We start from the raw sequence: 24304 nt of genomic DNA, 5'->3' as shown, positions 1-24304 counted from the left end.
TATTCGGAAGTGATTAAACCAGCTCCGGTGTTTGCGCCATCAAAAACCGTTCCAATGCCAACACTTTGTCTATTTTTCCTGACTTGACGGCCTGATCAGTTTCAATGGCTTCCAACAGTAAGGAGCGCAGCGCTTTCTCGGAGTATGCCTCCCCTTGACGCACAGCCAGTTTGACCGGGTACGGGTGTAACCCAAGGATGGAAGCAATCTGGCGCTCCGATTTTCCTTGTTGAACCAACACTTTCACTTGCAACATGATTCGGTACTGGCGAATCAGCAAGGCGAGGATTCGAATCGGTTCCTCCCGCTGATACAACAAATCGTACAAGATGGACAGCGCCTCGTCCGTTTTCTGCCGCGCGACACAATCCACCAGTTTGAATACGTCATGTTCCAATGTCCGTGGAACCAGCAGTTCCACCATCTCCGACGTGATCTCCTCACTCCCGGCATAGGCGGCCAGTTTCTTGCATTCCTGATCCAACATGCGCAAATCGTTCCCCGTCAACTGGATCAACCGCCGAACAGCTTCCGGTTGGGCTGATGCACCCGCTTGTTTCAGCCGTTTGGCCACCCAGCCCGGCAACTCCTTTTCTTCCAATGGGGGAAAAGCGACGGTGCAACAGTTTTTTTCCAACGCTTTCACCGTTTTTTTTCGTGTGTCCAGTTTTTCAGCGGGTACGATCAATACCATGACATTGGATTCCAAGGGATTTTCTGTATACCGCAGGAGCTCTTCCGGTTGGTGCTCCACTTTGTCCTTCCCTTTGGCCGCAGTCAAGAACCATGCATTTTTACCGATCACCAACCGGCGCCCACCGAAAAATGAGGGGGTTTCCGCCTCCTGCACCAGCTGTTGCACCGGGATTTCCTCCAAGTCCAGGATCACTTCATGAAAGGAAGGATCCTCCGAAGGCAGGACATGTTTACGCAACAAGTGAACCATCTCTTCGATCAAAAAGCTTTCTTTGCCGTATAACAAATAAACCGGCTCAATATGCCCCTTCATGATCTCCCGCGCCAAAGTGCGGTACATTCAGCAGTCCCCCCTGCTCCGCCTTCTACTTTTCTTCTTGTTTGTGAACCACATCGTATTTTTTTAACACCGATTTTGCTTGACCGTCTTTTCCATGCCAAACGATCAGAACGATCAGCTTGCGATCATCGGCCCAACTGAGTTGGGCTTTGCCTCCATTTTGCCAAGCGGAAGAGCGATACCACAACTTCCCTTCTCTTGTACGCACTTCTACGCGGTTGCCGGATACCACCGCCTGATAGCGCCGATGGGGCGACCATTCGGCCTTGTCTCCCGTATCCTCCACGGATGCTCCGACAACAGGTTGTTGGCCGGAGGAGGGATGGTCCTTCGCTGAGGTACCACCGGATGGGTTTGTCGCAACCGGCGGTTTTGGAGGCGTGTGCTCTTCCGGTATCCCCCATTGGGTGAAGATGGCACCGATTATGATTGCGATCGCTGCAGCGATCCCCCCGCTGATCCATCCCATTTTGGTGAACCATCTGCGGAAGGTACGTGTCGGCATTGGTTTTTCCAACTGTGGCAGGATACGGTCGACCACGCTGACAGGCGGATGGACGTGGGGTAGGAGAGATAAATGCTCATCCAGTCGCTTCAGCCGCGATTGAAAATCCGAACAACTGGTGCACACGGACAGATGGGATTGGAGACGTTCCTGTTCCGCCTCGGACAATTCCTCGTCCAAACTCCGCTGAATCAATTCCAGCGCGTCCTCACACCTCATCGTGCGACACCCCCTTCCTTGTATTCCGCCAACAGCACTTGCAATTGTTTGCGCGCGCGAAATAAATGGGATTTTACGGTATTGATGGGCAAATCCATCGTTTCTGCTATTTCCTGGTAACTGTAGTCGTGTACATAGCGCAACACGACAGCCGTTCGTTGTTGATCAGGCAATTGCGAAATGGCCATTTTCAGATCCGAATGAAAATGGGATTGGTGCACTGCCTGTTCCGCCTCGGTATCCACCGGTTGCATCTCTTCCGGCATCGGTACCACTTTCGATTTGCGGCGAAACTGATCGATACAAATGTTGGTCACAATGCGTTGCGCCCAAGTTTCAAAGCGGGATTGCCCCTGAAAAGTGGAAATCCGATGATAGATCTTCAGCAGTGCTTCTTGGGTCGCGTCCAGCGCATCCTGCTCATTTCCCAGGAGATAATAGGCCGTGCGGTAGACAGGTGTCTCGATTTCCCGCAGCAGCCGGATCATGGTCTCGCGATCGCCGGCTTGCGCCCGTTTGACCCATTCCGCTTCGACCACATCTATCCCTCCTAATTTACCAGACGGTCCTGGGGTATCAAAGGTTGCTATTTTCTTGGAATCCGGACTGCGGTACGCTCTCCCGGGAGCAAATTCATTCCCCATTGTACCATAGACGGACAAGCCGGTCCGATCCGAGAAGAACACTCACAGGAAGAAGATCGCTTTTTTAGGGCTTGCCTGGTGAATACTGTCCAAGTCAATCCTGCGCTTCCCGAGTCTTCGCTAAGACATGGCTTGGTCAATCACTCGCATAGGAAAACATTTCTCCCTTACGGAATAACCAGACACGCCCCAGAACAATGACACGACTGTTTGCAACGGCCAACCATCCGATGTGATGTCATCTAGCCACCGACAATGTTGTCTCCGCCGTCCAACCGGCCGGACGAATCCGGATGGTCACCGCCCCGTCACGGTCTGTCCGCCACACGTGAATCCGATGGCTTTGCAAGCGGCGAATCACTTCCGGAGCCGGATGGCCGAACCGGTTGTGCCGGCCGACCGAGATCACGGCAAAACCGGGCCGGACGTGCGCAAGCCATGATTCACCTGTCGATGTACGACTTCCGTGATGGGCCACTTTCAGCACATCTACCGGTGGAAAGCGCCACTTTCCCACTATGTCCGCTTCCGCTTCCTGCTCGATGTCCCCCGTCATCAGCAATCGAAAGTGTTGGATCTGCAGCAAAAAAACAATGGAATCACTGTTGGTCCGCCCGTCGGTCGAGAGATGAGCCGGATCGGGATGGAGAAACTGCCATGTAACCCCCGGTTCCAGAGTCCATGCCGTTCCGGGGGAAGGTGCGGTGATGCGGGCACCGTGTTCGATCAAAGTGCGCATCAATTTCCGTTCCGTCGCTGTACGGGGTGGGTGGGGATTACGCAGGACGAGGCGAACGGGGAATTGTTCCACCACTTTCTGCAATCCTCCGATGTGGTCCGTATCCCCGTGCGTCATGATGAGGTAGTCAATATGCCGGATGCCGCGATAACGCAGATACGGAACCAACGTTTTCTCTCCCACGTCGTAGGGATGTTGCCGCCGTTGCCATGACTTTTGCGGAAAAGACACCATCCCGCCGCCGTCCACTACGATGACCTGTCCTCGCGGTGTCTCGATGACGGCGCAGTCCCCCTGCCCTACGTCGAGAAAGATAATGCGCGCCTCAGTCTCCCCGTGAAAAGGATGATAAGAGTAGCAGATCAGACCCGTAAGCAACACCGCCGAACACCAGCGATGCCGATGGGGATGAAGCGCATTGCCCGTCCATGCGTACAATGCGTATACACATGCCGCCGCGTATGCCGTACACCATATCCATGACTATTCCGGCACCGCTTTTCTCTCTCCCAGCACCAATCCGCGAATCAGACCGGAGATCTCTGCCGGATACATTTGTGTCAGGATTTCAGCCCCGCTACGCCGAATCCGGTCTGACCATGCGAATACATGCCATGGGGGCGGTGGTTTCGCCGACACCTCGCGAAGCCCGTCCGCTGTCGCGATCCAATGCACGAATTGACGGCGATAAAACGATCGCGCATCAAAACCGCCAGGATTTTCGCCGGGTCCGGGCGAGACAACCGTACACCCTTCACCGTCAGCAGCGTCCCACTCGTCCAAGCGCGAACCATCTGCAACTCTGTCGGCGATTGCAATCGCAGACGAACCCTCCTGATTCGACAAAAACGGTTGCCTATTGGTTAAGGACCGGTTAAAAATTCTTGATTGACAGGTTCCGGTAAACGGATTAGAATGCTAAACATGACAAAACCTAATACCCGACAGTTTCACACTCCGAGCGCTGAATCCGTAAAGGAACGGGGGAACCAATTTTTGGGGTGAATCCGGTGCCATCACCGGTAGGGTCACTCTCACGGACCCGAATCCGTCAGCTAACCTCGTAAGCGTGCTGAGAGGGAAGTGTGCTTCTTCACATGACCAAAAGTCATTGAAGCGGGCACTTCAATGACTTTTTTGCGTTTCCAACAAAAACGGAATCCATCTGGGGAAGGTGAATGTAATGTTGACCTCGCTGAAGCGTTGGATCATCGGGCGCCCGCTTCGCACTGAGCAACTGCAGGAGGAAAAACTGCCGGTTTGGAAAGCGCTCCCTATCTTATCATCGGACGCGCTGTCGTCGGTCGCTTACGGCACGGAGCAGATCCTAAGAGTACTCGTACTCGCTCCGATCAGCGTGCTGGCGCTTTGGTATTCGTTGCCCATATCCGGCGCGATTATCGGATTGTTGACACTGCTCATCCTTTCCTACCGGCAAATCATCTACGAATACCCCGGAGGGGGCGGTGCATACATCGTTTCGACGGACAACCTGGGTTGGTTTGCCGGGTTGATCGCCGGTGCATCGCTGTTGATCGACTATACACTGACAGTGGCAGTCAGTGTTTCGGCCGGGACAGACGCGATCACTTCAGCGTTTCCGGCTTTACACAGGCATGGGACGATGATTTCAGTTTTCTTCGTCCTGCTCCTCATGCTCCTCAACTTGCGAGGGATACGTGAATCCGGCACGATTTTCTCATTCCCCACCTATCTGTTCATCTTCGGCATGCTTGGTTTGGTGATCGTGGGGTTGGGTAATGTAGCGATCCATGGTATTCCCGCTAACGTCCCGCCGGTGACGCACACCTTTCCTGCCGGTCTCAGTTGGTTCCTGTTGTTGCATGCGTTTTCGTCCGGATGCTCCGCATTGACCGGGGTGGAAGCCATCTCCAATGCCACTCCCACCTTCCGAAAACCGGAGACGAAGAATGCGGCACGCACGCTGGCGCTTCTGGGCTTATTGCTGGCCGTGCTGTTCGGTGGTTCCAGCTTGCTGGCATATTTGTACCACATCACGCCCAAAACGACGGAGACGGTGCTTTCCCAGATCGCCGAAGAGACGTTCGGTAGAACGCTACCATATTACTACATCCAGGGGACAACCGCGCTGATCCTGATCCTGGCAGCCAACACCAGTTTTTCGGGTTTTCCGCTGTTGGCCTCCATCATGGCCAAGGACAAATTTATGCCGCGGATGTTTGCTTCCCGCGGAGACCGGCTTAATTTCTCCAACGGCATCATCGTGTTGGCTCTGGCCGCGATCGCTTTGATCGTGGCGTTTAAGGGAGATGTGGAGCGATTAATCCCCTTGTATGCGATCGGTGTCTTTCTGTCGTTCACCTTGGCACAGACCGGAATGGTGGTACGCAGGTTGAAGCAGCGCAACCCGGGCTGGATGCGCAAATTGACGATCAACGCCGCGGGTGCGGTCGTCTCGTTCATCGTCCTGCTGATCTTCACTGTCACCAAATTTACCGAAGGCGCTTGGATCGTAGTATTGGTGATTCCGCTGTTCATCTTCGCCTTTTACCACATTCGGAAACACTATGAGGCTGTCGCTGAAGAGCTGCGCATTGACATTACTGCTGACAAACCGGAAAAGAAAGATCACGTGATCATCATTCCTGTCGGGGGCATCAGCCGCGTCGTTCGCAACACGATCGCCTACGCCAAGACAATCGGAGACGACGTGGTGGCCATTCACGTGGCCTTCACCGAAGAGGATGCGGAGAAATTTGAGAAAAAGTGGGAGCAGTGGGATCCCGGTGTCCGACTCGTTGTCACCCGCTCCCGCTACCGGAGCGTCAACGGTCCCGTGTTGCGGTTCATCGACCTGGTTCAGGAACGAGCTGGGGACAACATGATTACCGTTCTGATCCCCGAATTCATCCCGCGCAGATGGTGGCATCGCTTTTTGCACAACCAATCCGCGCTATGGCTCCGTTTCCTGCTGTTGTTGAGAAAAGACGTGGTCGTCTCCACGGTACCGTTTCATTTACGCAAATAAATCCGTCAAAAAAAAGCCCGATCTGCGCCGAATGGCAGGTCGGGCTTTCATTCGTTCACATCACTTTCGCGCGCCCATACCAGATTAACTACACCCGCCCAGTGGGATTCCACCTTTTCCACCACCAGATCAGATGAACAGATGAGGTTCATCATTTCCCGGTTCTGATGACATCCCACCAAGCGGTAGGCCAACGGATCCAAAGCTTTTTGCAGGAAGGAAAGAAACAGGTTGGAACTGAGACCATGCTCCATCAACAAAATAAGGACGTCATTCCTGCACCACCGACTGAATCGATTGAGCACCCCGACGGGATCATCATAACGGTGGACACCACAGTATCAAAGGAATCGGGCGGAAAGTGAGCGTTTCGACGTCGGACTGGATAAACGCCACCTCAATCCCATATTCATCCGCAGCTTTCCGAGCCCTTTTCAGCATTTCTGGACTGAAGTCGACCGCGGTGATTCTCACACCGGGTGGATAAAAAGAAAAATTGGCTCCGGCTCCCACCGCCACTTCCAGCAATTTCCTCGTGCAGAATAAAGGAGTTTTTGCCTCCACTCTTTTTGTGCCTGTTGGATCCGCCTCTTTTCATACCAACGTGCCTGTTTGTCGAACTTTTTGATCAAATCAGCACGGTTCATGATTGATCCCCTTGTTGATGTGTGATCGCTGCCACTTTTATTCCCCGCCAGCGAACGTCATTCCTTCCAAATAGAAACACTCCTTTCTTATGAAAGGAGTGTTGATTGACCCCATCAAACCTTGGGCAAGGTGATTCCCCGTTGATGTTGGTATTTTCCCTGTTTGGCCCGGTACGATACCTCGCACGCCTCATCGCTTTCGAAAAACAGTACTTGGCAGAGTCCCTCATTTGCGTAGATTTTGGCGGGAAGCGGCGTCGTATTGGAAATTTCCAGAGTAACATGTCCTTCCCATCCCGGCTCGAACGGTGTCACATTGGTGATGATGCCGCACCGAGCGTACGTGGATTTGCCCACACACACCGCCAAGACGTTTTCCGGGATGCGAAAATACTCTACCGACCGAGCCAATGCAAACGAATTGGGCGGGATGATGCAAACATCTCCCTTAAAGTCGATGAAAGAGTTGGAATCGATTTGTTTCGGATCGATGATGGAGTTCAGCGCATTATGGAATATCTTGAATTCATCTGCCACACGCAGATCATAGCCGTAACTGCTCAGACCGAAACTGACAGCTTCCCCTTTCCCGACATTCCGGTCGATGAACGGCTCGATCATGCCGTGCTCCAAAGCCATTTTCCGAATCCACTTGTCCGATTTGATCGTCATTTCCCGTACGACTCCTTTTCTTCCATTTCAAAGATTCCCGACGTACATTCCAACCGATATGATACGACAGACAAAAACGATTGCAAAGAGACCAGGGCAGGAAAACTGCGGAAAAACAAAAGCCATTATATCAGGATGTCTCTATTCTACCATATATTGATACAGAAAAAAGGAAAGTCTGGGGGCATCCTCCTCAAACCAATGAAAAAGCCGGTCAAGTGATCCTTGACCGGTATGAATGGCTACCGTATTTTCGCTTTTCACAACGGTATGGATCCTCAACTGGTTCATCACCGGCTGGAAGCGACCGAAACCGATCGGATCGACAATGCCTGATCCAAATCGTTCAACAGGTCTTCCACATCCTCCAATCCAACGGACAGCCGGAGCAATCCGTCGGTGATCCCATGTTGCTCCCGTACATGTTGGGGCATGGCAGCATGGGACATCTTGGCCGGATAGGAGAGGATGCTTTCCACCGCACCCAGGCTGACCGCCACAATGGGCAGACGTACGCGACTCAGCACTTCCCGCGCCCGTTCACCGGATCCGACGTCGAACGACAGGACCGCACCATGTCCGCTGGATTGTTGACATTGCAAACGATGGCCAGGGTGTGAGGGAAGTCCTGTGTAATACACCCGATGTACTTCAGGGTGATTCGCCAACGCCTGAGCAATCGTTTCCGCGGAACGGGTGGCAGCGTCCATCCGGGTTTTGAGCGTTTTGATCCCCCTGAGGACCAACCAGGCATCCTGCACACCCAATACCGCACCGATCGCGTTTTGCAGGAAACCGATTCGTTCCGCCAAGTCCGGGTCTTTCACGGCCACCAAACCGGCCACGACGTCACTGTGTCCACCAATGAATTTGGTCGCACTGTGAATGACGATGTCTGCTCCCAACAACAATGGATTCTGATAGACCGGGCTTAAAAACGTGTTATCCACAATCAGCATGGCACCGTGTCGACGGGCAATTTCTGCCGTACCGGCAAGATCCGTCACCTTCAGGAGGGGGTTGGAAGGCGTTTCGATGTAAATCCCCTTGGTGTTGGGACGAATCGCCGCCTCCACCCGGTTCAGATCGGTCGTGTCGACAAAGTCAACCGTAATGCCCAACCTGGGCATCACTTCGGCCATTACCCGATAAGTGCCACCGTACAAGTCCTGAGAAGCCACAAGATGATCCCCATTGGAAAACAGCAGCAATACGGTGGAGACAGCCGCCATCCCCGACGAAAACGCGAATCCGTGGGATCCTCCCTCCAGCTCGGCGATGGTCCGTTCCAATGCTTCCCGCGTCGGATTGCCCGACCGCGCGTAATCGTACTGTCCCGGTTGATCCAAATCATACTGGTGATAGGTGGATGCGAGATACATGGGTATACTGGCCGCCCCCGTCCGGGGGCAAATTTCGTTACCGTTGTGGAGCAATCGGGTCGCGAACTTCATCCCGTTTTTCCTCCTTCCATACCCGTTCCGCCTGATCCAGCGCCTGTGCCAGATCAGCGATCAAATCATCCACATTCTCGATCCCAACCGACAACCGAAGCAGACGATCGCACACCCCGACTTTGCGCCGCGTTTCTTCCGGGATGTCAGCATGTGTTTGCGTGTGCGGATACGTGATAAGCGTTTCCACTCCCCCCAAACTCTCCGCAAACGCGATCAATCGCAATGAAGAGAGCAATGGTCCCACCAATGCGGGTGATTTCACACGGAATGACAGCATGCCGCCGCCCCCGTCAGCTTGTTTGGTCTGTATTTCCCACGTCTCCGACTGCAATGCGGGATAGAACACTTCATCCACCAGTGGGTGCTGACGTAGGAAATGGGCCAGTTGATAAGCGTTTTCCTGATGCTTCTCCATTCTGAGTGCCAACGTCTTCATCCCGCGAAGCAACAACCATGAATCCTGCGGTCCCAGCACGGCGCCGATCGCGTTGTGCAGCCCCGCCATCTGTTCACTTAAATCTTCACCCTTGGTCACAATCAGGCCAGCCAATACATCATTGTGTCCGCCTAAATATTTGGTTGCGCTGTGAATGACGATATCCGCCCCGCACTCGATCGGACGCTGAAAATACGGCGTCATAAACGTGTTGTCGACAATCGTAATCAACCCATGACATCGCGCGATTTCACAGACAGCATGTAAATCGGTTACCTGCAACAGGGGATTGGTGGGTGTCTCAACGAAAAAGGCGCGCGTTTCCGGACGGATGGCTGCTTTCACTTCGTCCAGACGGCGGAAATCGACATAACTGAAAGAAAGACCATACCGTGTCATTAACGATTCAAACAGCCGGTACGTCCCCCCATACAAATCGAGCGAAACAATCAAGTGATCCCCTCGTGCGAATAGTCCCATGACCGTTTGTACGGCGGCCATCCCCGAGCTGCAGGCGAATCCAGCTGTTCCACCCTCCAGTCGGGCGATCGCTTCTTCCAACACCGCCCTTGTCGGGTTGGCGGTCCGAGTGTAATCGTATCCCGTGCTTTCTCCCAATCCCGCATGCCGATAGGTTGTCGAATAATACACCGGATAACTGATCGCCCCGGTTTTGGTCTCTTTGTTGGAACCCAATTGGGCCAGTTGTGTCTCAATCCGCATGCCATTGCCCCCTATTCCAAAAACCGTACGGAAAGTCTTTTTTGGTCATTTCGTTTACACAGATGGAGACGTGCTTTCCTCGATAGTCCCGGCCGGAAAACACGTCCCCTGTTTCATCCCATCATCAGAGCTTCGCCCGAATCACCGTCCCGTCTCTCTGTATCCCAGCGACAACATCGTATGAGCCAGCTCTCGATTGTCAGGCCAACCCTTCCCCAGGATCGATCCATGACGGGATTTACTTGTGAGACAGGCTTTCAGCCTTCATCACCATTTGTTTCGAATGGTCCCGATGTATCAGGCCGTGATGACTTGTTGACTTTTCTTCAATGCCTGATCCAGATCTGCGATCAAGTCGTCCACCGACTCAATCCCTACGGACAAGCGGACCAGTTCCGGTGTTACACCTGCGGCCAACTGTTCTTCCTCCGTCAATTGCTGGTGCGTGGTGCTGGCCGGATGGATCACGAGGGATTTGGCGTCACCCACGTTGGCCAGGTGAGAAAAGAGGCGCAAGTTTTCGATGAGTTTTTTGCCTGCTTCCAAACCGCCCTTGATACCGAACGTGAAAATGGCACCTTGCCCTTTGGGCAGGTATTTTTTCGCTTTTTCGTACGACGGATGGCCTTCCAATCCCGGATGGCTTACCCATTCCACCAGTTCGTGTTCCTGGAGGAACCGGGCGACCCGAAGCGCGTTTTCGCTGTGCCGTTCCATTCGCAGATGCAACGTTTCCAACCCCTGCAAGAACAAAAACGCATTGAACGGAGAGATGGCAGCGCCGGTGTCCCGCAACAGTTGAACCCGAGCCTTGATGATGTAGGCCAGCGGCCCGACCGCTTCGGTGTAGGAAACCCCGTGATAACTCGGGTCCGGTTCGGTCAATTCCGGGAACTTGCCGTTGGTCCAATCGAATTTGCCCGAATCCACAATCACCCCACCAATGCTGGTGCCGTGTCCTCCAATGAATTTGGTGGCTGAGTGCACCACGATATCTGCCCCGAACTCGATCGGCCGGCACAAGTACGGCGTGGCAAACGTGTTGTCCACAATCAGCGGCAAACCGGCATCATGGGCCACTTTGGCCACGGCTTCCACATCCAGCACATCCATTTTGGGATTGCCGATGATTTCCGCAAAGACGGCCCGTGTCTTTTCATTGATCGCCTTTTTGAAATTTTCCGGATCAGAAGGATCGACGAACCGCACGGTGATCCCCAGCTTGGGCAAGGTGTGTTGAAACAGGTTGTATGTGCCGCCATACAAACTGCTGGATGAGACGATTTCGTCCCCGGCTTTGGCGATGTTTAGGATGGAGTAGGTGATTGCCGCCTGACCAGAACTCGTCGCCAGCGCACCGACGCCCCCTTCCAGCGCAGCCACCCGCTTTTCAAACACATCTTGTGTCGGGTTCATGATGCGGGTGTAGATATTACCGAATTCTTTCAACGCAAACAAATTAGCCGCATGTTCCGTATCGTTGAATACATAGGAAGTGGTCTGGTAAATCGGTACCGCTCGGGCATTGGTCACCGGGTCCGGCTCTTGGCCACCGTGGACCGCCAACGTTTCCAGACCGTATTGTTGCGATTCGCTCATCACCATCATCCTTTCGGAAGAGATTGAATGATTAGGAATTTAGATCCCTCTCACTCTTGCAACCACACGCTCAAGGGCGCTCGCCCATTAAAGCCGCCTTCCCGTTTGTGACACCAGCCTACAACAGTGGAATAAAAAAGCCTCTTCTCCGATAAGAGAAGAGGCTCTGGTTACGCCAGCTCTCCTCTCTTATCTCTCGGAAACCGTTGGCGTCGGTTTCCGCAGGAATTGGCACCTTCCGGTTCGTACAGACCGGGGTTGCCGGGTTTCATCGGGCCAGTCCCTCCACCACTCTCGATAAGAGATTCCAAATCCGATTCAATTGTGTCGACAATCAGAAAACTTGTTTTTCATTATACCGGTCTCTCATGCTGCCGTCAACCGCTTTTTGAAGAAATGTTCGGCCATTGATTCCATTCCAAATTCCATCTACAATGGTGATAGATTGCTCATTTTCGGCTCAGGACGTGTGAATATGCGTCCATACATCAAATTGATGCATCATCAAGGAGGCCATCATGTCACGGAACCAATCATTGATCGAATTGACGGAAAAATACGGCGCGAGGAACTACCATCCCCTGCCGATCGTGATTTCCAAGGCGGAAGGTGTTTGGGTGGAGGATGCCGACGGCAACAAGTACATGGACATGCTGAGCGCCTATTCGGCATTGAATCACGGACACCGCCATCCCCGTCTGATCGCGGCGCTGAAAGAACAAGCGGATAAAGTTACCTTGACATCTCGTGCTTTCCACAATGATCAGCTGGGACTTTTTTACGAAAAAGTGGCTCAATTGACAGGCAAAGAGATGATCCTGCCGATGAATACCGGTGCCGAAGCGGTGGAAACCGCCCTCAAAGCAGCCCGGCGCTGGGCCTATGACGTGAAGAAAGTGCCGGAAAACCAAGCGGAAATCATCGTCTGTGAAAACAACTTCCACGGACGGACCATCACCGCGGTCTCTCTCTCGTCCAGCGACGAGTACAAACGCGGATTCGGCCCGTTGACCCCTGGCTTCAAAATCATTCCGTACGGTGATGTTGAAGCGCTGAAAGCAGCCATCACGCCCAACACCGCCGCCTTCCTGGTAGAGCCGATCCAAGGAGAAGCGGGCGTTATCGTGCCGCCGGAAGGATATTTGCGTGAAGCTTACCAAGTATGTAAAGAGCACAACGTCCTGTTCATCGCCGACGAGATCCAAACCGGCTTCGGGCGAACCGGCCAACTGTTCGCCTGCGACTGGGAAGATGTTCGGCCGGATCTGTATGTGATGGGGAAAGCGTTGGGCGGCGGCGTGATGCCGATCTCCGCCGTAGCCGGTGATAAGGAAGTGATGGGAGTATTTGAACCGGGCTCCCACGGTTCCACCTTCGGCGGCAACCCGTTGGCCTGCGCTGTCTCCGTGGCTGCACTGGATGTGCTGGTGGAAGAAAACTTGCCTCAGCGCTCGCGTGAATTGGGCGAATATTTCATGGCCGAGCTGAAAAAAATCCATAATCCGATCATCAAGGAAATCCGCGGCAAAGGCCTCTTCATCGGGATGGAATTGTTTGAACCGGCCCGTCCGCACTGCGAGCGTCTGGCTGAAGAAGGGTTGTTGTGCAAAGAGACGCACGAAAACACCATCCGTTTCGCTCCGCCGCTCACGATTACCCAAGAGGAGCTGGATTGGGCACTGGCCAAGATCCGGAAAGTGATGTCTGTTTGATATATGAAATAAGAACCCCCTCGGACTACGAGGGGGTTTAAGTTAAAATGATGGCTCAAATCACGGCACAGTCAACCGATCGCGAAACTTTTTCAGTGTTTTCTCCCCGATCCCCGGAACGTTAGCCAGCTCGTCCACCGAGCGAAAAGGACCATGCTCCTCACGATAACGTATGATAGCCGCCGCTTTGGACGGGCCAATTCCATCCAGCTGATCGAGCTGTTCCGCTGTGGCAGAGTTGAGCGAAATTTTGCCACCGTTAGCCGTGGTGCCTGACTGCGTCCCGCCATCTGGGACCGACCCGGTTGCACCGGCCACGGGAGGAGGTCCCTGTTCCCCTTTTCGCGGGATATAGACCACCATCCCGTCAGCCAACGGCTGAGCCAGGTTAACCCGATTCACATCCGCTGACGGTGCCGCACCGCCTGCATGTAGCATCGCGTCCTGCACACGCGAACTGCTGGATAACTTGTAAACACCCGGGCGGTTGACCGCCCCCTTGACGTCAACGACAACCTCAGTGGCTTTTTCCCTATTCCCGGCAGACGGTGTTGCCGGTAGGGCCGGTTTATAGGCAGGCAGGGTTGGAACCGGTGCAGTCTCTTCCCGATGGCTGATCAACAACACGATGAGTCCGATCACCACCAGCGCCAGCATCCCTGTCGCCATCGCCCACTTATTGATTCGGTAGTACCACTTGTCCTCCCACACCCTTACTCTCCCTTTCCTCATAATCCTCCCCGTTCCTGCATAGGGTTAAGGAGAAACGGCCAGCGTCATGCGGATGGGGAGGGTATTGTGATGAAATTCGGCTTCATCGGGACGGGGAGCATGGGAAGCAACCTGGTTCTCGCGTTTGTCCAATCTTACGCCATGCAACCCGATCGTATCATCGTTTCCAACCGTACACGCGACAAAGCGGAACGGCTGGCTCTGGATTGCCCTGGCATTCACGTGGCCGATCACAATCGGGAAACGGCCAAAAAGGCGGATTGTATCTTTCTCTGCGTCAAACCGGGAGATTTTCGACATGTGTTGGATGAGATACAGGATGTTGTCCGACCGGACCACTATGTCATCTCCATCACCAGTCCGGTGATGATTCGCGATTTGGAAGAGCATTTGGACGCGAAAATCGCCAAAGTAATCCCTAGTATTTGTCATGCCTCATTGTCGGGTAACTCTCTGTTGATACCCGGAACCCGTTTTTCGGATGAAGACACCCAGTGGTTATACCAGCTGTTCTCCTGCATCAGCGAACCGCTGTACATCGACGAAGCCCATACGCGCGCCGCTTCCGATTTAGCCAGCTGTGGTCCTGCGTTTCTTGCCAACATCTTGGAGCAATGGATCCAAGCCGCCATCAAAGTGACCGGACTTCCTGAAGAAACCGCCACCTCCTTAGTGGAACAGATGATCGTCGGTACGGGAAAATTGCTGACAGAAAACGGGTTCACACTGCAATCCCTCCAGGATCGGGTGGCCGTTCCCGGCGGGATCACGCGCGAGGGACTGTATCTTTTGGATGAGGCCTTCATCCCCTATTTCACCCGCCTTTTCCAACTGACGCACATGAAATTTTCCGAAGACCTCCGCAAAGTGCAGCAATCGTTCCAACGCGCTGAGAAAAATCTTTGAGACTCCTTTTTACTTGAAAGCGAAGCAATGCCGAAACATCAACCGTCCGAGGTCCGGTTCCGTTTTGGACAACGCCCAGCTCCACTGTCTCATCAACTCTTCGAATGGCGCTCCCACTTGATGTCATGCCCCGACTAAGCCGTTTTCATTTTACCACGAACAGCATTTATTGGCATTACTGTATGATTCTCTCACAAAAAGACCCGGTTCACTGTTGCACCTGCAACTGGACCGGGCTTGAAACGGTTCGGCATCTCAAGTGGAAGGTCGGTTGGGACCTTTCACTTTTTTTTCTTTGTTCTCATCCACAGCACTGCCCAAGGTCGTTCCTTCCTGCGACAACTTGGCATCACGGGCTTCATCCGCTCCGATCGGCGGTAATTTCGAATCGGGTTCCAGGCGCATGTACCAGACATCCTTTCCTTCAGATTGCCGATCTTCGGATCTGATCAGCGGCTATCCTTTAGGATGTGGAAGGGATCGCTTTCTCATGCAAAAAGAAAAAGCCCGTTACATAGCGGTCTGCAACTGCTGACAGAGTGGTCGGTACAATCGTGATTCTGGGTGAGCCTTTTTCCCTCTCGCTTCCCTTTCGGCAAGCTTAAAGGTCGCTCGTGGAAAAACGAACACCCTTCACTTTTAAATGAGCGAATCTGAATTTCCTGTCGAGCGACTCTAACCGTTGCTACGGAGCGAAGGTAAGAAAACAAGCCCGACCAGCACCGGAAGCACAGGGTTCGACAACACGACCGGCAATGGAATCCCTGCGCGTTCCGGTCCTTCCTATCGGGCTTGAGTAGTCGCTAAACGATGATACATCCGATCATGTGAGTCAATTTGCCACGATGTTGACCAATTTGCGCGGTACGACGATCACTTTGCGGACCGTTTTCCCCTCCAACAGTGTTTGGACACGGTCCAGCTTCATGACCAGTGCTTCCACTTCGCTCTTGTCCGCCTCAGCCGGCACAACCACTTTATCCCGCACCTTACCGTTGATCTGCACGGCGATCTCCACTTCGTTTTGCACCAAAGCAGCCGGATCAAAGGTCGGCCACGACTGGGCATGCACGCTGTCTTGATGGCCCATCCGCTGCCACAGTTCTTCTGTGATATGAGGGGCAAACGGCGCCAACAACAGCACGACCGTCTCAATCGCATCGGCCAGTGTTCCGCGGTCGGCATCCTCCGGATAGGCATAGATACCGTTGACCAGTTCCATGATGGCGCTGATGGCGGTGTTGAAGTGATAACGTTCATTCACATCTTCCGTCACTTTTTTGACGGTTCGGTGACGCAACCGGTTCAGTTCCTGGGCTTCTCTGCTCGTCGTATCAGGTGCGGGGCGTTGTTCGAACAGGGAGGCGTGCTGCTCCACCATCCGCCAGACGCGGTTCAAGAAACGGTAGCTGCCTTCCACCCCGGCATCCGACCATTCCAAGTCACGCTCCGGTGGTGCGGCAAACAGGATAAACATCCTGGCAGTGTCCGCCCCGTATTTTTCGACGATCTCCATCGGGCTGACCACGTTACCCTTGGACTTGGACATTTTTGCTCCGTCTTTGAGCACCATTCCCTGGGTCAGCAGGCTTGTAAACGGTTCATCCACTGGCACCAACCCGGCATCGTACAGCACCTTGGTGAAGAATCGAGAGTACAACAGATGCAACACAGCGTGCTCAATCCCGCCGATATACTCGTCGACCGGCAGCCAATCCTTCACCTTGTCCGGATCGAACGGCATGTCTTCGTTGTGCGCATCCGTATACCGGAAGAAATACCAGGACGAATCGATAAACGTATCCATCGTGTCCGTCTCCCGGCGTGCCGACTTGCCGCAGCGGGGACATTCGGTGTGCACAAACGTTTCCGACGTGGTGAGCGGATTGCGTTTGCCGTCAAATACGACGTCTTCGGGCAGAAGAACCGGCAGTTGTTCTTTCGGTACCGGGACGATGCCACAATCGTCGCAGTAGACGATCGGAATCGGGCATCCCCAATACCGTTGCCGCGAAATCAGCCAGTCGCGCAGGCGGTAGTTGACCGTCGGTCCGCCCAGCCCTTTTTCCTCCAGATGACGGGCGATGGCCTTGATCGCTTCCCGGTTGTTCAATCCGTTGAAATCACCCGAGTTGACCAGTTTCCCTTCGCCGGTATACGCTTCTGTCAACTCGTCGGTGACCCCCTCCTCCGGACGGATGACGACTCGAATCGGCAAATCGTATTTCCGGGCGAACAGGAAGTCCCGCTCATCGTGGGCCGGTACTCCCATCACCGCGCCAGTGCCGTAATCCATCAAGACATAGTTTGCCACCCAGATTGGCACTTTTTCACCGGTTAAAGGATGTTGAGCATACGCTCCCGTGAAATAGCCCACTTTTTCCGCATCCGCCGCTGTCCGCGTGATTTCGGATTCTTTCCGCATGCGTTCGATAAAATCGGCAATGATCGATTCATTTTCCTTCCCACGGATCAATTGCGGAACCAGCGGATGCTCCGGTGCCAACACCAGGTAAGTGACACCGAACAACGTGTCGGGACGAGTGGTGAACACAGTTACTTTTTCATGATCCAGTTCGGGGATCGTAAAGGTGACGTGCGCCCCCTCGCTGCGACCAATCCAGTTCCGCTGCATGGCCTTCACTTTGTCTGGCCATTTCGGCAGCCGGTCCAATCCTTCGAGCAGACGGTCGGCGTAATCGGTGATGCGCAGGAACCATTGCTCCAGCTCCTTTTTGGTCACCTCCGAGTCACAACGCCAACACAGCCCGTTTTCAACTTGTTCGTTGGCCAGCACCGTATTACAGGTGGGGCACCAGTTGACAGCCGCCTTTTCGCGATAAGCCAGCCCCCGCTCGTAAAAGAGCAGAAACAGCCACTGCGTCAATTTGTAATAATCCGGCAAACATGTACCGACATATCGCTCCCAGTCGTACGACACGCCCAGCCGGGCTTGTTCCTCCCGAATCCGCTTCATATTTTTCAACGTCCACTCGCGGGGATTCACCCCCCGCTGGATGGCGGCATTCTCCGCCGGAAGACCGAACGCGTCAGCGCCCATGGGGTGCAGGACGCGGTATCCGTTCATCCGTTTGAAGCGGGCGATCACATCCCCGATGGTATACACCCGAACATGGCCCATATGTAACCCTTCACCCGAAGGATAAGGGAATTGTTCCAGCGCGTAAAATTTCGGTTTGTCCCGATCCTCGTCGGTCCGGTGCATGCGGCGCTCCTGCCAGACCGCTTGCCATTTCGGTTCGATTTCACTCGGTTGATACGTCCGCATGTGACCCAACCTCCTTCACACCAAAATATGAAAACCTCCCGCCCCCAGCCTTCCTTGCTAGGGACGAGAGGTTAGTTCACAACTCCCGCGGTACCACCCTAGTTGACATTTGTACGGCGTCTGCCGAACAAATGCCCACTCCATCATCCGTAACGGGGATGTTCCGCCGGACAGTACTGCACTTTCCCATCCGGAGCGATGAGGCGAGTTCATCCAACCTCTCTGATCGGCTTGCACCTGAACGCCGACTCTCTGAGCAGAGGAAGCTAGATTACTACTCCTCATCCAAGCTTTGTCGAATCTTGGCTTATGGCGATGTTTGATTCACATTATATGAAACAGCTTGGACACGTGTCAATGGGTTCTCTACCATTTGTTCACGAGTTTTTAACATTGTTCACAAAATCGACCCATTCCATACCGATTCATAGGATGTTCCTCATTGCACCTGTCGAATTTCCCTGGCATCGCCCCACAACCGTTCCAGGTCGTAAAATTCGCGTTCATCCTTGTGGAAGACGTGGACGACTACATCCCCGAGGTCCATCAGTACCCAGCGCGCCTCGGCAAACCCTTCGATTCCCCTGAGAGGAACCTTTGCCTCGTGCATTTTGTCCTTGATCGCAGTTACAATGGCTTGCACTTGCTTTTGCGAATTTCCGTGACAGATGACGAAGTAATCGGCAATCACCGACAATCCACGGATATCCAGGATGGTGACACGCTGTGCCTTTTTCTCCTCGGCAGTCGTAGCCGCCAATTGCGCAATCTCCACCAGGTTCAAAAACGATACCCTCCTCAGGATGAATTTTTTCCCGACACCCGCTCCAATACATCGTTTCGGGCCATAAGCGTCAAGGGATACACCTTCTGACCACGGTCGATCAGGAAGCGAATCGTGTTGTCGAGCGCCATCAACACGGCACGATCCAAGTCGGATTCGGCCACGGCGCGCACTTCGTCCACACCGGGGAACCGTCGGCCTGGTTCGATATAATCCGCCAGAAACACCACTTGTTCCAAGCGCGTCATGTTCGGCCGTCCGGTCGTATGGTAACGGATCGCGTCCAACACCTCGGGATCCGTCACCCCCAGGCACTCGCGCACCGCTTCGGCACCGACGGGGGCATGCCACAATTCTTTATTATAGTGTAACAGATCCGACGGTAAATGATGACGAAGAATCCAATCCCTCATGCGTTCATCCGGCCAATATTTGCAGTAATCATGCAGAATACCCGCCAAATCGGCCTTCTCTTTATCAGCTCCGAACCGATCGGCCAATCGAACGGCCGTTTCCGCAACGCGCAAAGTGTGTTCAAACCGTGATCGGGGTAGTTCCTTTTCTACAGCTTGCAACAACTTCTCACGTTCCATACAACCTCTTCCCCTTGATGTACTTGCGCACCGGTTCCGGCAAAAGATACCGCCCGGAAGCACCACGCGCCAATTGCCGGCGAATCTGAGTGGATGAAATATTCACAGTGACGGGATCTTGCACCCAGATCACTTTCTCCTCGATCTCCGGGGGCAAAGCATCCGTCTTCGTTCCGGGGCGCGCGTGTCCGATGATGTCCACCATTTGCAGGATTTCCTCTATTTTATACCAATTCGGCAAATCGTTCACCATATCCCCGCCCACAATGAGAAAAAACCGATCATGTGGATGTTGTGCACACAGCTGGCGAACCGTATCCACAGTATAGGATGGTCCCGGGCGTTGCAACTCAACTGTGGACAATCGAAACTTGGGGTGATCGCGTATCGCCAGCCTGACCATTGCCACCCGATGTTCTGCGGGAGTGATGCCTTGTCCCGGTTTGTGGGGCGGAGACGCTGCCGGGATGAACCACACCTCGTCCAATCCGGCACTTTGCCACGCCTGTTCGGCAATGATCAGATGACCGATATGAATCGGATCAAACGTGCCGCCAAAAATGCCGATGTTCATCACACATCCTCATTTCCGCCATCATTCTCCTTGCAGTGAGGCTTCCAGCACCTCCCGCATGATCTCAACCGGTGCGGGACATCCCATCCAATGTTCGAACGCCAACACCGCTTGGTAGAGCAACATGCCCAATCCGGAGTGCACACGGGCTCCCCGTTTTTTCGCCTCTTGCAACAATCGAGTACTCTTCGGCCGGTAAATCAGATCACTCACGATAAGACGATGATGCAGACTGGACGGCGAGATCGGCATCTCATCCACATGCGGATGCATTCCCACAGATGTGGATTGCACCAACAGGGTGGTATCCTCCATCACTTGGTCGATGTCGGCCAACCCGACCACATCTGTCACCGTCCACTGCCGGAGATGGGCCGCCAGTTCCTCCGCTTTTTCCACTGTGCGGTTGGCCACCGTGATGTGCTGCACCCCCGCCGTCGCCAGTGCATGTCCCACCGCTCGTGCCGCACCACCCGCACCGATGATCAATACGCGTTGTGCAGTAACATCCAGGCCGGTTTCCTCCCGAAGCGAGCGCAGATAACCCGCACCGTCGGTATTGTACCCGACCAATCGGCCGTTGTCGTTGACCACCGTGTTAACGGCACCGATAGCCCTGGCTGTTTCGTCCACTTCATCCAACCATTCCATGATGGCGACTTTGTGCGGGATCGTGACATTCCAACCGCGGACACCCAAGGCGCGTAAACCTCGCACAGCATCGCCCAACGCTTCCGGCGCCACATCGAACGCCGCATATATATAAGGAAGGCTGGCCGCCTGAAACGCCCGATTCATCATCTCCGGCGATTTGGAATGGGCAACCGGATGACCCAATAGTCCCACGACGCCGGTCGTTCCGTCGATGTGCATAGGCGATGCTCTCCTCTCCTCCATTTTAACCATTTCCAAGCTCTCGAAAGATGAAACCTGGTGTGCGGCTCGTTTTCTCCACTCGCTCCGACCAGAGCGTGTTTAATCTCAATCGTCCACATCACTTTCCCGGCTCGCTCCACCTGAGTCTTCCGGTAGCAGAGCAAGCCTGCCCCGAAGCTACTTCCCGTACACTGGTTTCAAGAAGCTAGCATCACTCGCTTAAGAAAATTTCGCTCCATCTTCCCCTTGGCTGATGTTGCATGTTGAAGTAAGTTCTAGATGACAGACGGACGCAATTCCACCTGGATGCCTTCCGGTACCCACACCTCGATATCGGCCGCTTCTTTACCAACAGCGATCCATCCGAGGCCGGCGATCACCAGATCCTGCTTCCCGCCGCCCGCAATGTGGAATCGCTGTTTGCGCCAAGGGGGCAAGACGGACGGATCTTCCGGCGGTGTCAACAGTTCACCCAGATGTGCCCGTTGGATTTCATCCGCTTTCTCATACTTGGTCCGGTGAATGTACAGTGCATTGGAGACATACAACACAAACGGCTGGCGCGGTCCCTTTATAAAATCGACGCGTGCCAGTCCGCCCAGGAATAGCGTTTGCCGGTCGTTCAGCTGATACACGCGCGGATTTATGGTGCCTTTGGGTACGATCACCTTCAAATCGGCGGGAGAAACCCATTCGCTCAACCGATCCTTTCGTACGATGCCGGGGGTGTCAATCAGGGTGCGCCCGTCTTCCAACGGAATCCGGATTGTATCTAAGGTCGTACCCGGATATGGCGAAGTCGTGATCGGTTGACCGCCATCGCCGAAATCATGCAATAAACGGTTGATCAACGTTGATTTCCCTACGTTGGTGACACCGACGACGTACACGTCCCTCCCCTGTCGGTAACGCTCGATGGCCGCCATCACTTCCCGTATGTAAATACCTTTGGCCGCACTGCACAGCACGATATCCACCGGATTCGCGCCGAGGCGCTCAGCGGACCGGCGCACCCATTCACGAATCCGCCCGTGCCTGACCGATCTGGGGAATAAATCGATTTTGTTGGCGATCAACAGAAGCGGATTTTCCCCGATCCACCGCGGCAGATCCGGGATCCAACTCCCGTCGAAATCAAACAGGTCCACCACTTGAACGACGAGGCTGTCCGTATCCGCAATTCGTTGCAGCAAGTCCTCATAGTAGCCGGGGTCCTGTACGACAGGTGCCACTTCGTTATAATGCCGAATACGAAAACAACGCTGGCAAACGGCATCCTGCTCCGCCTCCGCCAGCACCTTTTCCGGAACATATCCCGGTTGTTTCGGGTCAGCGGCTTGCAGCGGCACGCCGCATCCCACACAGTACAATGCCGATTCCCTCACGGGCGATCCCCCCATCGCAACATTCCCTTTTCTTTCATCCAGCGGAAGACGATCCGTTCCATCATACGGTTGATCTTGGTGAAGAAGCCTTCTGATTCGGAAATCGGCACGACCAGAATTGCAAACAGGCCCATTCGTTTGGCTCCCAACACATCGGTGAACAACTGATCACCGATGACCACGGTCTCCTCCGGTTTGGTCTCCAAGCGCCGCAACGCCTTTTTGAACGCACGGGAGAGCGGTTTCTTCGCACGGTGAATAAATGGAATCTGCAAGGGTGTCGCAAACCGAGACACACGTGTGCGCGTGTTGTTGGAAACGATCATCACGCGAAATCCCATCCCCTGTACCTGGTCCAACCAACTGACCAATTTGGGGGTGGCGTCGGGACGGTCCGCTTCCACCAGTGTATTGTCCAAATCAACGATGGCCGCTTTGACCCCGCGACGTTGCAACTGATGGAAGTCGATATCGTATATAGATTGTACATACAGATCAGGAACAATCGCTTTAAACACAGGCCCACCTCATCGATCGTCCGTACTTATGTCGGCAATAACTATACCACATTTGTCCCACCAAGGGCAAAAATACCGCGTTACAACCATGTTCATCCCACTTGATGAATGGCGGCGAGATCTCATCAATCCATTGTGTAGATGAAAGCGAGTATTTCGCAGGATCCCCCTTGCGGGGATGCTTTAAGCAATAATGAATTGTTTATTTTAATATAAGGTACAAAAACATTTCAACTTCAGAGGCGAGTCGTTCATCTTGCCCCCGCCTGATGCTCAACAGTCACCCGCAGGAATTGGCCACCCTTTCCGCGGATCTGCAAACTGCCGAACCACACCTTCGTTCACATCCGCTCCTCATGACAGGATATTCATACGCCTTTGTTATAGTGAAAACAGTTGAAAGCCCACAGTTTCAATCGTGGGATGAAAGGCGGCATTGCTCGTTGCCCTCTGAAGAGGGCGCTTAGAGAAACATTTTTTGTTTTTAGTTGTTTCAGTATTTATAAAATACTGATACAACTAAAACCATGGGACAAGCATACAGAAGGACCAAAAAGACGGTATCTCTGATTCACTACCACTTTGTTTTCTGCCCACGTAATCACAGAAAAGCGTTGATAAACAAGTGGAAGAGCGATTCAAAAGTTGGTGAAAGACATTTGTCAGGAAAACGGCTGGGATATCCTTGCCATGGAAGTGACATGGCAAAATTGAAGGGGGTGACTTCTAGAAAACTGAGGCAAGAATTCAATCACTTGTCTCATCCCAGCTTGTGGACACGCCCATTCTTTGTTAGTACGGCTGGAAACGTTTCAAGATAAACGATCCAGCGATATGTGGAAGAACAAAAGAAAAGGGGGTGAATGGATGCCCACCATCACACTCAAGTTGGAACTGTATAAACCAACCAAATTCAAACAGGCTATGTATGAACGGATGACCCAGATCAACACGGAGTTTGCAAACTGGCTCCTGCTTCATCCCGACGTGAACAAGGCGACCAGCAAGATTTTCAAGGAGTTTTCTGGCGAGAAGTTCCCGTCTGCGATCATAAACCAAACGATCCGGGATGTGAAATCGCAGAAGAAACACCAACAAGCTCGGGTATTCAGGAGGATGTGGTGTTCGTTCAACAATCAGAACCTGAAAGTCGAGAAAAATGGTGACTTCTACACGGTGTCGTTCCCTATGCTGGAGAAGCGCATCGGTGTACCGGTTGTGGCTCGATCGTATCAGCAACAATGGCTG

Annotated in this window: 23 protein-coding genes, 2 pseudogenes, 2 riboswitches and 1 other annotated feature; of the genes and pseudogenes, 5 read left to right on the top strand and 20 right to left on the bottom strand. The window is 53.5% G+C overall.

The genetic code is table 11. From position 1 onward, the window contains the following. Positions 1 to 13 precede the first annotated feature (13 nt). The 5 genes from holA to NWF35_RS12855 form a co-directional block, all read right to left on the bottom strand. Complete coding sequence (gene holA, locus NWF35_RS12875) at positions 14 to 1036, bottom strand: DNA polymerase III subunit delta (protein WP_301239599.1); 1023 nt, start codon at positions 1034 to 1036, stop codon at positions 14 to 16. Between the two features lie 25 nt (positions 1037 to 1061). Further along, on the bottom strand, positions 1062 to 1760 hold the full coding sequence (locus NWF35_RS12870) for a zf-HC2 domain-containing protein (protein WP_301239598.1): 699 nt from the start codon (positions 1758 to 1760) through the stop codon (positions 1062 to 1064). Then, on the bottom strand, positions 1757 to 2299 hold the full coding sequence (locus tag NWF35_RS12865) for an RNA polymerase sigma factor (RefSeq protein WP_301239597.1): 543 nt from the start codon (positions 2297 to 2299) through the stop codon (positions 1757 to 1759). The genes NWF35_RS12870 and NWF35_RS12865 overlap by 4 nt, the downstream gene beginning before the upstream one ends. A gap of 343 nt (positions 2300 to 2642) precedes the next feature. Then, positions 2643 to 3581, bottom strand: a complete 939-nt coding sequence (locus NWF35_RS12860; RefSeq protein ID WP_301239596.1) for a ComEC/Rec2 family competence protein — start codon at positions 3579 to 3581, stop codon at positions 2643 to 2645. Between the two features lie 45 nt (positions 3582 to 3626). Then, on the bottom strand, positions 3627 to 3926 hold the full coding sequence (locus tag NWF35_RS12855) for a hypothetical protein (protein WP_301239595.1): 300 nt from the start codon (positions 3924 to 3926) through the stop codon (positions 3627 to 3629). 169 nt (positions 3927 to 4095) lie between these two features. Beyond that, positions 4096 to 4229: riboswitch (cyclic di-AMP (ydaO/yuaA leader) on the top strand. Positions 4230 to 4326: 97 nt separating this feature from the next. Between NWF35_RS12855 and NWF35_RS12850 the strand changes: the two genes are divergently transcribed. Beyond that, entirely contained in the window at positions 4327 to 6153 is a 1827-nt protein-coding gene (locus NWF35_RS12850) for an APC family permease (protein WP_301239594.1), read from the top strand. 47 nt (positions 6154 to 6200) lie between these two features. On the opposite strand, the gene NWF35_RS12845 is transcribed toward NWF35_RS12850, so the two are convergent. The 6 genes from NWF35_RS12845 to NWF35_RS12820 all read right to left on the bottom strand — a co-directional run bounded on the left by NWF35_RS12845 (position 6201) and on the right by NWF35_RS12820 (position 11687). After that, entirely contained in the window at positions 6201 to 6413 is a 213-nt protein-coding gene (locus tag NWF35_RS12845; RefSeq protein ID WP_301239592.1) for a hypothetical protein, read from the bottom strand. 58 nt (positions 6414 to 6471) lie between these two features. Continuing rightward, positions 6472 to 6627: a class I SAM-dependent methyltransferase gene (locus NWF35_RS12840; protein ID WP_301239951.1), complete on the bottom strand. Its 156-nt coding sequence runs from the start codon at positions 6625 to 6627 to the stop codon at positions 6472 to 6474. Positions 6628 to 6914: 287 nt separating this feature from the next. Next, positions 6915 to 7472: a dCTP deaminase gene (gene dcd, locus NWF35_RS12835; protein WP_212772793.1), complete on the bottom strand. Its 558-nt coding sequence runs from the start codon at positions 7470 to 7472 to the stop codon at positions 6915 to 6917. A 290-nt stretch (positions 7473 to 7762) separates the two neighbouring features. After that, positions 7763 to 8926 (bottom strand): trans-sulfuration enzyme family protein, encoded by a 1164-nt coding sequence (locus NWF35_RS12830; RefSeq protein WP_301239590.1) that lies wholly within the window; start codon positions 8924 to 8926, stop codon positions 7763 to 7765. Then, positions 8892 to 10088, bottom strand: a complete 1197-nt coding sequence (locus NWF35_RS12825) for an aminotransferase class I/II-fold pyridoxal phosphate-dependent enzyme (RefSeq protein ID WP_301239589.1) — start codon at positions 10086 to 10088, stop codon at positions 8892 to 8894. Before NWF35_RS12825 ends, NWF35_RS12830 begins: the two co-directional genes overlap by 35 nt. A gap of 297 nt (positions 10089 to 10385) precedes the next feature. After that, entirely contained in the window at positions 10386 to 11687 is a 1302-nt protein-coding gene (locus tag NWF35_RS12820; protein WP_301239587.1) for a homocysteine synthase, read from the bottom strand. Positions 11688 to 11873: 186 nt separating this feature from the next. Further along, positions 11874 to 11991, bottom strand: a riboswitch (SAM riboswitch). A gap of 214 nt (positions 11992 to 12205) precedes the next feature. Here NWF35_RS12820 and NWF35_RS12815 point away from each other — a divergent pair. Then, positions 12206 to 13399 carry an ornithine--oxo-acid transaminase gene (locus tag NWF35_RS12815; RefSeq protein WP_301239585.1) on the top strand — a complete coding sequence of 398 codons (1194 nt, stop codon included), beginning with the start codon at positions 12206 to 12208 and terminating at the stop codon, positions 13397 to 13399. A 60-nt stretch (positions 13400 to 13459) separates the two neighbouring features. On the opposite strand, the gene NWF35_RS12810 is transcribed toward NWF35_RS12815, so the two are convergent. Further along, on the bottom strand, positions 13460 to 14110 hold the full coding sequence (locus NWF35_RS12810) for a helix-hairpin-helix domain-containing protein (protein ID WP_301239584.1): 651 nt from the start codon (positions 14108 to 14110) through the stop codon (positions 13460 to 13462). Between the two features lie 90 nt (positions 14111 to 14200). Between NWF35_RS12810 and comER the strand changes: the two genes are divergently transcribed. Then, positions 14201 to 15037, top strand: coding sequence for a late competence protein ComER (gene comER, locus NWF35_RS12805; protein WP_301239582.1), 837 nt, complete (start codon positions 14201 to 14203; stop codon positions 15035 to 15037). 255 nt (positions 15038 to 15292) lie between these two features. Here the strand turns inward: comER and NWF35_RS12800 are convergent, their stop codons facing one another. The 8 genes from NWF35_RS12800 to NWF35_RS12765 form a co-directional block, all read right to left on the bottom strand. Beyond that, positions 15293 to 15442 (bottom strand): hypothetical protein, encoded by a 150-nt coding sequence (locus NWF35_RS12800; RefSeq protein ID WP_301239581.1) that lies wholly within the window; start codon positions 15440 to 15442, stop codon positions 15293 to 15295. A gap of 427 nt (positions 15443 to 15869) precedes the next feature. Beyond that, the gene (leuS, locus tag NWF35_RS12795; RefSeq protein WP_301239579.1) at positions 15870 to 18326 is read right to left on the bottom strand and encodes a leucine--tRNA ligase; all 2457 of its coding nucleotides are present in this window, start codon (positions 18324 to 18326) and stop codon (positions 15870 to 15872) included. 56 nt (positions 18327 to 18382) lie between these two features. After that, positions 18383 to 18623, bottom strand: a binding site (T-box leader). A gap of 142 nt (positions 18624 to 18765) precedes the next feature. Continuing rightward, complete coding sequence (rsfS, locus tag NWF35_RS12790) at positions 18766 to 19110, bottom strand: ribosome silencing factor (protein ID WP_301239577.1); 345 nt, start codon at positions 19108 to 19110, stop codon at positions 18766 to 18768. A gap of 14 nt (positions 19111 to 19124) precedes the next feature. Next, the gene (gene yqeK, locus NWF35_RS12785) at positions 19125 to 19703 is read right to left on the bottom strand and encodes a bis(5'-nucleosyl)-tetraphosphatase (symmetrical) YqeK (protein WP_301239576.1); all 579 of its coding nucleotides are present in this window, start codon (positions 19701 to 19703) and stop codon (positions 19125 to 19127) included. Next, entirely contained in the window at positions 19693 to 20277 is a 585-nt protein-coding gene (locus NWF35_RS12780) for a nicotinate-nucleotide adenylyltransferase (protein ID WP_301239574.1), read from the bottom strand. The genes yqeK and NWF35_RS12780 overlap by 11 nt, the downstream gene beginning before the upstream one ends. A 21-nt stretch (positions 20278 to 20298) precedes the next feature. Beyond that, on the bottom strand, positions 20299 to 21150 hold the full coding sequence (locus NWF35_RS12775; RefSeq protein ID WP_301239572.1) for a shikimate dehydrogenase: 852 nt from the start codon (positions 21148 to 21150) through the stop codon (positions 20299 to 20301). Between the two features lie 278 nt (positions 21151 to 21428). Then, positions 21429 to 22553 carry a ribosome biogenesis GTPase YqeH gene (gene yqeH / locus NWF35_RS12770; RefSeq protein WP_301239571.1) on the bottom strand — a complete coding sequence of 375 codons (1125 nt, stop codon included), beginning with the start codon at positions 22551 to 22553 and terminating at the stop codon, positions 21429 to 21431. Then, complete coding sequence (locus NWF35_RS12765; protein WP_301239569.1) at positions 22535 to 23056, bottom strand: YqeG family HAD IIIA-type phosphatase; 522 nt, start codon at positions 23054 to 23056, stop codon at positions 22535 to 22537. Before NWF35_RS12765 ends, yqeH begins: the two co-directional genes overlap by 19 nt. Before the next feature lie 527 nt (positions 23057 to 23583). Between NWF35_RS12765 and NWF35_RS12760 the strand changes: the two are divergent. Next, positions 23584 to 23877: pseudogene (locus tag NWF35_RS12760) on the top strand (transposase). A 46-nt stretch (positions 23878 to 23923) separates the two neighbouring features. Beyond that, positions 23924 to 24304: pseudogene (locus NWF35_RS12755) on the top strand (RNA-guided endonuclease TnpB family protein); the annotation flags it as partial.

The sequence above is a fragment of the Polycladomyces subterraneus genome (genome assembly GCF_030433435.1).
In the GTDB taxonomy this organism is placed as follows: domain Bacteria; phylum Bacillota; class Bacilli; order Thermoactinomycetales; family JIR-001; genus Polycladomyces; species Polycladomyces subterraneus.
Note: the sequence above shows the minus strand (reverse complement) of the source record. Positions and strands in the feature narration are given on the sequence as shown.

Bases quoted from the DNA above. Each gene is read 5' to 3' on its own strand.
- holA (WP_301239599.1), bottom strand. From the start codon at position 1,036: ATGTACCGCACTTTGGCGCGGGAGATCATGAAGGGGCATATTGAGCCG.
- NWF35_RS12870 (WP_301239598.1), bottom strand. From the start codon at position 1,760: ATGAGGTGTGAGGACGCGCTGGAATTGATTCAGCGGAGTTTGGACGAG.
- NWF35_RS12850 (WP_301239594.1), top strand. From the start codon at position 4,327: ATGTTGACCTCGCTGAAGCGTTGGATCATCGGGCGCCCGCTTCGCACT.
- dcd (WP_212772793.1), bottom strand. From the start codon at position 7,472: ATGACGATCAAATCGGACAAGTGGATTCGGAAAATGGCTTTGGAGCAC.
- NWF35_RS12830 (WP_301239590.1), bottom strand. From the start codon at position 8,926: ATGAAGTTCGCGACCCGATTGCTCCACAACGGTAACGAAATTTGCCCC.
- NWF35_RS12825 (WP_301239589.1), bottom strand. From the start codon at position 10,088: ATGCGGATTGAGACACAACTGGCCCAATTGGGTTCCAACAAAGAGACC.
- NWF35_RS12820 (WP_301239587.1), bottom strand. From the start codon at position 11,687: ATGAGCGAATCGCAACAATACGGTCTGGAAACGTTGGCGGTCCACGGT.
- NWF35_RS12815 (WP_301239585.1), top strand. From the start codon at position 12,206: ATGTCACGGAACCAATCATTGATCGAATTGACGGAAAAATACGGCGCG.
- comER (WP_301239582.1), top strand. From the start codon at position 14,201: ATGAAATTCGGCTTCATCGGGACGGGGAGCATGGGAAGCAACCTGGTT.
- NWF35_RS12800 (WP_301239581.1), bottom strand. From the start codon at position 15,442: ATGCGCCTGGAACCCGATTCGAAATTACCGCCGATCGGAGCGGATGAA.
- leuS (WP_301239579.1), bottom strand. From the start codon at position 18,326: ATGCGGACGTATCAACCGAGTGAAATCGAACCGAAATGGCAAGCGGTC.
- yqeK (WP_301239576.1), bottom strand. From the start codon at position 19,703: ATGGAACGTGAGAAGTTGTTGCAAGCTGTAGAAAAGGAACTACCCCGA.
- NWF35_RS12780 (WP_301239574.1), bottom strand. From the start codon at position 20,277: ATGAACATCGGCATTTTTGGCGGCACGTTTGATCCGATTCATATCGGT.
- NWF35_RS12775 (WP_301239572.1), bottom strand. From the start codon at position 21,150: ATGCACATCGACGGAACGACCGGCGTCGTGGGACTATTGGGTCATCCG.
- yqeH (WP_301239571.1), bottom strand. From the start codon at position 22,553: ATGGGGGGATCGCCCGTGAGGGAATCGGCATTGTACTGTGTGGGATGC.